Genomic DNA, 8850 nt, shown 5'->3' with positions numbered 1-8850 from the left:
GTGGCTGGACAAGAACAGGAGGCTATGGAAGAACTGCGAGCGGCTCTTGAACACCAGCCTGCAGTTCGTCCACTTGGCTTTCCTGGCCCTACTGCTCAGGAGATCGTAAACACGTTCTTAGAAGCATCAGTCTTTTGTGGATCCTGGAGCAGCACATCGTCGAGTGCGGTTGTTTTCACCGCTTGCGGTCTTGTTCTTTGCTCCCGCTGTCACGTGCATGTTCAAGCTCGCCAAAATCCACGCAGGAGTGCCGCCCTGGAGCATCTGGGGGTACATGTCAGATGCCCCAGCCTTCACTCTGGCGGCCTTTTTGAGTGCATGAGGCTGTGCGCCTTGCCGATGCCCTGTTGCAGCACCTCTAATTTTCCCGTACTGCACCGCCCCAAGGCAGCCAGGCAACAGCGCGACAAGGAGGGGCGAAGGCCCCGCGTCCGCGCGCCATGTGGAAGCGCCCGGCAGCCAGGGACCTGGCCCCTTCTGCTTTCACCAGCCCCAGACCAGCTTCTGCGAGACCCAGCCCTGCTGGCCCTCGCTGGTGCGCACCTTGGCCCAGCCCTGCTTTTTCTCCAGGGTTCTGACCACATCGTATTTCTTGAGCTTGGCCACGATGCGGTGCTGGGTGCCCATGCCGGCCCGCAGGTTGGCGGTCTTGACCTTGACCAGGTAGTGGGGGGTGTTGGTGGTGACGGGCCGGTACACCCAGCCCAACACGCCGTCGATGTCCTTGACCTGCAGCCAGTTGCCCTGCTTTTTGACCACCGCCAGCGGATAGCCCTGGGTCAGCTCCCACGCGATCTCGGACCGGGTGTTGGGTTCGGCCCGGATGTTGGCCTTGTCGCCCTTGACGCTGCGGAATTCGGCAGCGCCAGCCAGGCCGGCCGACACGGCCAGGGTTGCACACAGAACAATTTTTGAAAACGAACGACCAAGCACCTGTATCCAGCTCCCAGTGAAGATTGCAGACTGGCGGGGCTGCGAATTCAGCCCACGCCGCAGAGTTCTGAGAAATTGGTGTGCCCCACGGCGTGTGAGTTCCTTTTATTTGCAGGCATCTTGCCGAAAGATCGTCCGCAAGGCTGCATTGCGGGCCTGTGCGCCCGGCCGCAGTGCCTGCCTGCCATGGCGCGCGTGGAACCCGCTGCCAGGGGTCTGCGGCCATGCTGGCACAGGGCATGGCGGAATTGGTCCGCGCCCCGGACCGGTGCCTGCTGGCACAGGGCACGCACCGCGCGCATGCGCTGGCCATGCCCTCGTCCACCCCGGCTGTGCGCTTTCAAAAACAGAAGCAGCTTGCGTTTGCCCACTCGGCATTTCACACACCAATCAGTGTGTAAACGCTGCCAGACCTGCGCCAGGTGCTCATTTTTTATGCCATGGCGTGCGCCACACACTGGCGATCGTGCACAGGCCGTACAGCGCCATGGCCACCACCACCAACACAAACAGGCCCTGCGCGCTGGGTGTGGCGCCCGCCATCAGCCAGCTGCCGCCGACGATGACCACCAGCAACCGCACCGTGCCCGCCAACACCGGCCCCAGCACATGGCCCGCGCCCAGCGAGGCGAAGTACAGCACCAGCCCCATGCCGAACAGGCCGAACGCCGGGCCGACGGTGCGCAGATAGGCATCGGCATGCACCAGCACGGCAGCATCCTGGGTGAAGATGCCGGACCACAACCGGGGCCACAGCACCACCAGCAGGCCCAGCACGGCCAGGATGGCGGCGGCCAGCCACGCGCCCGTCCACGCCACCTTGCGCGCACGCACCACCTGGCCGGCGCCCATGGCCATGCCCACCATGGGCACGGCCGCCACCCCCACGCCAAAGGCAATCGGAATCAGCAGAAACTCCAGCCGCTGGCCAATCCCATAGCCAGCCAGGGCATCCGGCCCCAGCCGTGCAACCATGCCGGTCAGCACCAGAGCGGCCAGCGAGGTCTGCACCGGCGAGATGCAGGCCAGAGCGCCGACACGCAGGATGTCCTGGAACATGGGCCACGACAGGCGCGCGCCGCGCCAGCGCAGCAGCAGCCGGTCCTGCCCGCGCAGCAGGTACCAGCCCAGCACCACGACGGCCACGGCCATGGCGACGATATTGCCCAATGCCACACCGGCCATGCCCCAGCGCGGTGCCAGCCCCAGCCCCAGGCCGAACGCCCCGCCCACCACGATCTGCAGCAGCGACACCCCAAACAGCACGGCCGAAGGCCACTGCATGTTGCCCGTGCCGCGCACCACCGAGACCAGCGTATTGCACAGCCACACCAGCACCGCCCCGCTGAACAGCACCGCGCCAAAGCCCGTGGCGGCCTGCAGCACCTCGCCGCGCCCGCCCAGCCAGCGGTAGAAGACGCTGCCGCACAGCACCAGCAGCAGCGAATACAGCACGCCCACCACACCGCCAATCACCAGCGCATGCACGGCCAGGGCCGAGGCCTTGTCGCGGTCGCCACTGCCCAACGCACGGCTGATGGCCGACGACACGCCACTGCCCATGGCGCCATTGCTCATCATCTGGGTGAGCATGGCCAGCGGAAACACCAAAGCCATGGCCGCCAGCGCCGTGGTGCCCAGGCGCCCGACGTAATAGGTCTCGGCCACGGCCACCAGCACGGACATGCCCATGGCCACCATGTTCGGCAGGGACAGCCGCCACAGCGTGGGCAGGATGGCATCGCGCAGCAAGGGGTGGCCGGCAACGCCGCCTGGGGCTGCGGCGGCGTTCATGCCACCTCCTGCACGTGGGCCAGTCGGGGCAGCAACTGGCCCACCAGCTGCTCCAGCGCGGCAATCTGGTCGCCGCCGCACAGGGCGCGCACCTCGGCCTGGGCCTGCTTCCACAGCCCCAAGGCCTGGCGGTAGCGGGCGTCACCGTCGGCGGTCAGCACCACGCAGCGGCTGCGGGCATCCTTGCCGGGCACCAGGGCAATCAGGCCAGCCTGCTCTAAGGTGCGCAGGTTGCGGGTCATGGTGGTGCGGTCGGTATTCAGGCGCTGCGCCAGGGCCGAGACGCTCAGGGGCTCTTGCCCCCTGCGCACGCGCGCCTGGGCCAGCAGGCTGAACTGCGTGCCCTTGAGCCCGCTGGGCGCCAGGGTGTCGTCGTACAGCTGGGAAATCTTGCGCGACAGGCTGCGCACCATGAAACAGGTGCACGGCGCACCGCTGTCGGGCTGCGTGGGGCAGGTGGTGGCCCCAGTGGACAGGGGAGACTTGGGGGGCATCGTGGTCTCCATTGGCCCCGTGCATCAGGGCGCAGGAATAAGTGTAGATGCACGTATTCACACCCTCTGTCATCCCTGCGACGGCCGCCCTAGGGCGCGGCAGACCGGTCGCCGTCTCAGGGCTGGAGGGCCACCATGGCGTCCAGCTGATCCAGCAGCAACTGCAGGTGGCGGCTGCGGATGGGATCGCTCAGCAGGTCAATCTGCAGCAAGCCCGCCCAGGTGGAGGCGTGGTCCACACGAAAACCGGACAAGGCCGAGATCAGGTAGTGCACATCGGCCGCTTCCAGGCCCGCGCGGAAAATGCCCGACTGCTGGCCCCGATCCAGGATGCGCTGCAAGGGCTCCAGAGCCGCCTGGCGCAGGGCATCCATCGTGGGCACCTGGCGCAACATCTCCCCGCCCTGGAAGTTTTCCTGCAGCACCAGCCGGGTGAAGTTGCGGTTGTTCTCGTGGTAGTGGAAGCTCTGCACGGCCAGGGCACGCAAGGCCTCGCGCGGAGGCAGGGTGTCCAGCGCCAGCTGCTGCTCCGACGCCCGGATGTCGCTGTAGCACTGCTCGATCACCGCCAGGTACACATCCTTCTTGTTGCCGAAGTAGTAGTACAGCATGCGCTTGGCGCACCCGGCCTTGGCCGCAATGCGCTCCAGCCGCGCACCGTCATAGCCGAAGTTGGCAAACTCCTCCTTGCCGGCCTCCAGCAAGGCCTGGCGCATGTCGGCCGTGGCGGTGTCTTCGGTGGAAGGGGTGGGGGTCTCAGGGTTTTGCACGCTCAATACCGTTCTCCATGGCCACAGCGCGACCCGCTGGGGTCATCCGGCCAGGGCCTGTCACTGTTCATCAGCTGGGGCTACCAGCGTATCACGCAGTGCAAAACCCACGCCGCTTCCGTGCCCGGTGCGCAGCCCACGTGGCGGACGGCAAAAGCCTGCCCGTCCGGCAGTACCCGCTCGCGGTCACGCACCGTGCCGCAGCGGGCTTCTCGCTGTGCGGCCGCTCAGGGCGACGCCAGGACACCATCCGGCAACGCCAGGGGACGCACCCGCAGCTCGTCCGTGGCAAACACATAGTCATAGGCATACACCCCGGACACGGCATGGATGTCGCCCGCATCGAAGGCGTCCGGGGCCACGATGCCCCTCAACACCATGCGCCCCTGCACACGGTCCAGCAGGGCAAACGCGGTATGGCCTTGCCGCAGTCCCTGCGCTTGCAGACGGGCGGGGATCTGGTAGGCCTCGAGCAGGCTGCGCGATGGCTCCAGGTAGATGTGGTGGCGCTGGAACAGGTGGTTGTGCCTGCGCATCGCCTCAATCTCGGCGTAGCACGCCGCACGCAAGCGGGGCTGGCGTGCGCTCACGATGTAGGGCACCGGCCGTGCCTGGGCACCCAGCCGCCAGTGGGCATCGCCCCCGCTGTCCTGGGCCTGCATGAAGGTCTCGGGCGCCCGCGGATGAACTCGACCATGCCGTGGTAGCCCTTGGCCAGCGGTTGGGCATATGCCGGTTTCAAGGATGCCGTATAGATATCGATCATGGGCTCGGGGTCCAGGTGGACCACTTCCGAGAAGGCGCGCAGCACCGCCTCGTCCAGCAGGTCGGCATCCTTGTGCAGGGCCTGCTGGCCCGCAAAAACCGCAATCGACCAGCGCATGCTGCCGTACAGCGGCGACAGGGCGCGCAGCGAGAAGAAGTCGCCCTGCACGCCGGCGCGCTGCAACTGCGCCAGTGCCGCGCGCTGGTTGGCGACGAACTCACGCGATGCGGCGCGGGCCGCCAGCACCTTGTCGCGCAGTACCTCGGCCCCTTCGTCGGGCTCCAGCCGCACCATGAAGTCGCTGCCCGTGGACTGGTCCCGCAGGTACACGCCATAGCACCCCTGCCAGCGCGCCAGGGGCTCCGAAGGCTGCAATTGGAGGATGCGCAGCAACTGCAGATCACCCGCAAAGTGGCTGTCGATGGTGCGCGCCACCATGTCCGCAGGGGCTGCGGTAGAACAGGCGACCAGCAGCCAGGGCAGTGCCGCCATACCCAGGGCCCGCTGGCACACCATGCGGCACAAACGACTGCGCCCCAGCGCCCTGATCCATCCCAAGGCATTGCTCAACAATCGATAGCGCACGGGGGTAGGATGCCGATTGGGTTGGAGAGATACATGGTGCAATTTTGTTTTTCGACGATGGTGCGTGCTGGGATTGTGATGGCAGCCGGGGCGGTGATGGCCGCGGGGACTGCACAAAGCCAGCAGCGGCAGCACGCCCCCCACAAGGTCGACGCGGCCCAGATGGTGGCCTGCAAGTATGACGTTCCCACGTTCAACGACTACGCGATGGCCTTGGGCGCCTCGGGCGAAGGGGCGGCAGCCCTGGGGCTGACCCGCATCGAGGATACGCCCAACCCCTTCATGCATGAGTACCAGTTGGCGGCGCCCATCGACGTGCTGGGCTGGCGCACACAGCGCGTGGCCCTGGTCTCCGGCGCCTTGCTGGCCGTGCTGGACCAGGTGAAGCCACAGGACGTTGCCCAGCGGCTGGGCATCGAAGAGGCCCTGCGGGACGATGACTTCAAGTACATGGCCATGCGCGTGGCACACCACATGCAGGAGAAGGTGGGCAGCAACACCCTCAACACGGTCATCAGCCATGAGGTGTCCACCGTGATCACCCACCCCGGTCAGGTGCTCGTCGGCTGCAGCTACCGCGTGAACACCTACTGATCCGCCCCCTGCATGCCCGCCACAGCGGGCGCGGGGACGGCGCATAAAAAAAGCCCTGGCGGCGCAGACTGCGCGTCCAGGGCTTTTTCATGCGCCAGCCTGCCATCGAGGCCGGCTGGGAGGCTTTGCGCTTACTTCTTGGCGGCACCAGGCAGGGCGTAGGCGATCACGTAGTCGCCACGGTCCGGCGACTGGCGGGCGCCGCCGGCGGAAATCACCACGTACTGCTTGCCGGTCTTGGGCGATTGGTAGGTCATGGGACCACCCTGGCTGCCCACGGGCAGGCGGCCCTTCCAGACTTCCTTGCCGGTGGCGGTGTCCCAGGCGCGCAGGTAGTAGTCCTGCGTGCCAGCGAAGAACACCAGACCGCCTTGCGTGGCCAGCGAACCACCCAGGGTGGGCAGGCCCACGGGGAAGGGCATGCGCATCTTGATGCCCATGGGGCCCTGGTCCTGCACGGTGCCCACGGGGACCTGCCAGACCACTTGCTGGGTCTTCATGTCGATGGCCGTCAGCGTGCCAAACGGGGGCTTCTGGCAAGGAATGCCCAGCGGCGACATGAAGCGGTCCTTGACCACGGCATACGGTGTGCCACCCAGGGGCACCTGGCCCATGCCGGCGTTCGGTGCTTCGCCGCCATCCGACAGCGCGGCGTCCTGCTTCTGCGGCACCATCTTGACCCACAGGCCCAGGCGCATGTCGTTCACGAAGAGCAGGTGGTTGGTCGGGTCGGCCGACAGGCCGCCCCAGTTCATGCCACCCAGCGAACCGGGGAAGCTCAGCGACACATCAGTGTCCGGCACGGTGAACAGGCCGTCATAGCGCATGGACTTGAACTTGATACGGCACATCAGTTGGTCCAGTGGCGTGGCGCCCCACATATCGGCTTCGGTCAGGGTCTGGGTGCCGATCTGCGGCATGCCCACGGACAGTGGCTGGGTGGCCGCGTACTTCTCGTTCGGAATGGTGCCGGGCTTGACGGCCACTTCTTCCACCTTGGTCAGCGGCTGGCCGGTGTGGCGGTCCAGCACGAAGATCTGGCCAGCCTTGGTGCCCACCACCAGCGCGGGGGTGGTCGTGCCGTCCTGGCGGGGGAAGTCGATCAGCGTGGGCGCCATGGGAATGTCGAAGTCCCACAGGTCGTTGCGCACGGTCTGGTAGACCCACTTTTCCTTGCCGGTGGCGGCATCCAGCGCCAGGATGGAAGCGCCGTACTTCAGGTCCATGGGCGAACGGGTCGCACCGTACAGGTCCACCGAGGCCGAGCCCATGGGCAGGTACACGGTGTTGGAGCTGGGGTCGTAGGTGGTGCCGGCCCACACGTTCGCCGAAGAGCGGGTGTAGGTCTCACCGGGCTGGAGCAGGGCATTCGGCGTGCTCGAACCCGAGTCGAAGGCCCAGCGCAACGCACCGGTCACCACATCGAAGCCGCGGATCACGCCGCCGGGCATGTCCACCTGCACGTTGTCGGCCACACGGCCACCGATCACCACCGTGGTGCCCGCCACCGTGGGGGCGGCCGTCAGGGTGTAGTAGGCCGGGTTGGGAATGTTGCCAATGCCCTGCTTCAGGTCGACCACGCCGTGGTCGCCAAACTCGGCGCACAGCTCACCGTTGTCGGCGTTGATAGCGAACAGGCGTGCATCGATGGAGTTCATCAGGATGCGGCGCTCACAGCTGGCGCCCGCGGGCAAGGCCACGGCCTGCACCGGGGTGGAACCTGGCACGGTCGGCTGGGCCACCTGCGCGTTGGCGTCGAAATAGGCCAGGCCCCGGCAGCGTTCCCAGACACCGCCGACGTGGGCGTTGACGTCGTGGCGCCACAGTTCCTTGCCGCTGTCGGCATCCAGGGCGATCACGTTGTTGCTGGGGGTGCAGACGAAGACCTTGTCGCCCACCTGCAGCGGGGTGGTCTGGTCTTCGGCGCCGGCACCCGTGGACTTGGGCACGTCACCGGTGCGGTAGGTCCAGGCCACTTCCAGCTGGCTGACGTTGTCCGCATTGATCTGGTCCAGCGCGGCAAAGCGGTCGTTCTTGTAACCGTTGCCATAGTGATCCCAGTTGGGCGGCGTCTCGCCCTGGGCCACCGGCTTGCGCGTGGCGGCGGCGCTGGCGGCATTCACCTCGGGGTGGATCTGGAACATGGACACAAAGGCGGCCAGGCCGGCCACCAGGAACACCCCGGCCAGCGACAGCGCGGCCTTGGTCTGCGCGGGTTGGCCGGCGGCCTTGCGCAGCAGCGGCAGGCTGGCGGCGACCACGGCCGCACCAAACGTCAGCGCCAGCAGGCGCGAGATCAGGCTCCAGTAGTCAAAACCCACTTCCCACAGCGCCCAGGCGATGGTGAAAGTAAAAGCACCCAGATAGATCCAGGCACCCGCAGGGCGCTGGCGCACGAACTGCACGCCCGAAGCCAGCAAGGCCGCGCCCGCCAGCGCAAAGTACCAGCTGCCGCCCAGGGTGATCAGCTTGCCGCCGCCCACCAGGAAGAACAGACCGGCCAACGCCAGCACTGCCCCCAGTATGCACAGCCATACGCGTGCCGCAGTGGACTGCGGCTGCTTGTTCTTTTGCATGAGAACCTCTCAGTACAGTCAGTGCCCACTATCTCTCAATTCGAAATCGCGCGGGACTGCTGCCTAACAATCATGAGTGAGAAAAAAAGTCCATTGTTCATGGGAAATAAAGTCCACGACCTGCACACGTGTACCGGATGTTTCAGAAAAAACTGAAACTTCTTGTGCGTACCAACCTGCGCCTGGTCTACGCCAGCCTGCGGCCCGCACACAACCATGGTGGACGGGTCTGCCACCGGTTGATGGGTTGATGGGTTGATGGGTTGATGGGTTGATGGGTTGATGGGTTGATGGGTTGATGGGTTGATGGGTTGATGGGTTGATGGGTTGATGGGTTC

10 protein-coding genes and 1 pseudogene are annotated in these 8850 nt (G+C 66.1%); 3 read left to right on the top strand and 8 right to left on the bottom strand.

The features are described from left to right. Positions 1-109: pseudogene (locus SJH88_RS17375) on the top strand (IS5/IS1182 family transposase); the annotation flags it as partial. Between the two features lie 374 nt (positions 110-483). Here the strand turns inward: SJH88_RS17375 and SJH88_RS17370 are convergent. Beyond that, positions 484-885, bottom strand: coding sequence for an SH3 domain-containing protein (locus SJH88_RS17370; RefSeq protein ID WP_234686852.1), 402 nt, complete (start codon positions 883-885; stop codon positions 484-486). Between the two features lie 272 nt (positions 886-1157). Between SJH88_RS17370 and SJH88_RS17365 the strand changes: the two genes are divergently transcribed. After that, positions 1158-1334 (top strand): hypothetical protein, encoded by a 177-nt coding sequence (locus SJH88_RS17365; protein ID WP_274755211.1) that lies wholly within the window; start codon positions 1158-1160, stop codon positions 1332-1334. Between the two features lie 25 nt (positions 1335-1359). On the opposite strand, the gene SJH88_RS17360 is transcribed toward SJH88_RS17365, so the two are convergent. From SJH88_RS17360 to SJH88_RS17340, 5 genes are all read right to left on the bottom strand, one after another. After that, positions 1360-2727 carry an MATE family efflux transporter gene (locus tag SJH88_RS17360; protein WP_274755210.1) on the bottom strand — a complete coding sequence of 456 codons (1368 nt, stop codon included), beginning with the start codon at positions 2725-2727 and terminating at the stop codon, positions 1360-1362. Beyond that, positions 2724-3221 (bottom strand): MarR family winged helix-turn-helix transcriptional regulator, encoded by a 498-nt coding sequence (locus SJH88_RS17355; RefSeq protein ID WP_274755209.1) that lies wholly within the window; start codon positions 3219-3221, stop codon positions 2724-2726. Before SJH88_RS17355 ends, SJH88_RS17360 begins: the two co-directional genes overlap by 4 nt. Before the next feature lie 116 nt (positions 3222-3337). Next, a complete protein-coding gene (locus SJH88_RS17350; protein ID WP_043381420.1) occupies positions 3338-3991 on the bottom strand; it encodes a TetR/AcrR family transcriptional regulator in 654 nt (217 codons plus the stop codon). A gap of 227 nt (positions 3992-4218) precedes the next feature. Further along, a complete protein-coding gene (locus SJH88_RS17345; RefSeq protein ID WP_274755208.1) occupies positions 4219-4581 on the bottom strand; it encodes a hypothetical protein in 363 nt (120 codons plus the stop codon). Beyond that, on the bottom strand, positions 4578-5249 hold the full coding sequence (locus SJH88_RS17340) for a hypothetical protein (protein ID WP_274755207.1): 672 nt from the start codon (positions 5247-5249) through the stop codon (positions 4578-4580). The genes SJH88_RS17345 and SJH88_RS17340 overlap by 4 nt, the downstream gene beginning before the upstream one ends. 189 nt (positions 5250-5438) lie before the next feature. Between SJH88_RS17340 and SJH88_RS17335 the strand changes: the two genes are divergently transcribed. Beyond that, complete coding sequence (locus SJH88_RS17335) at positions 5439-5936, top strand: hypothetical protein (RefSeq protein WP_274755206.1); 498 nt, start codon at positions 5439-5441, stop codon at positions 5934-5936. 131 nt (positions 5937-6067) lie between these two features. On the opposite strand, the gene SJH88_RS17330 is transcribed toward SJH88_RS17335, so the two are convergent. Further along, positions 6068-8512, bottom strand: a complete 2445-nt coding sequence (locus SJH88_RS17330; RefSeq protein WP_274755205.1) for a membrane-bound PQQ-dependent dehydrogenase, glucose/quinate/shikimate family — start codon at positions 8510-8512, stop codon at positions 6068-6070. Positions 8513-8547: 35 nt separating this feature from the next. Then, positions 8548-8850 (bottom strand): hypothetical protein (locus SJH88_RS17325; RefSeq protein ID WP_274755204.1); only part of this gene is annotated, 303 nt, incomplete at its 5' end.

Source organism: Comamonas sp. GCA5 (genome assembly GCF_036541385.1).
In the GTDB taxonomy this organism is placed as follows: Bacteria; Pseudomonadota; Gammaproteobacteria; order Burkholderiales; family Burkholderiaceae_C; genus Comamonas; species Comamonas aquatica.
Note: the sequence above shows the minus strand (reverse complement) of the source record. Positions and strands in the feature narration are given on the sequence as shown.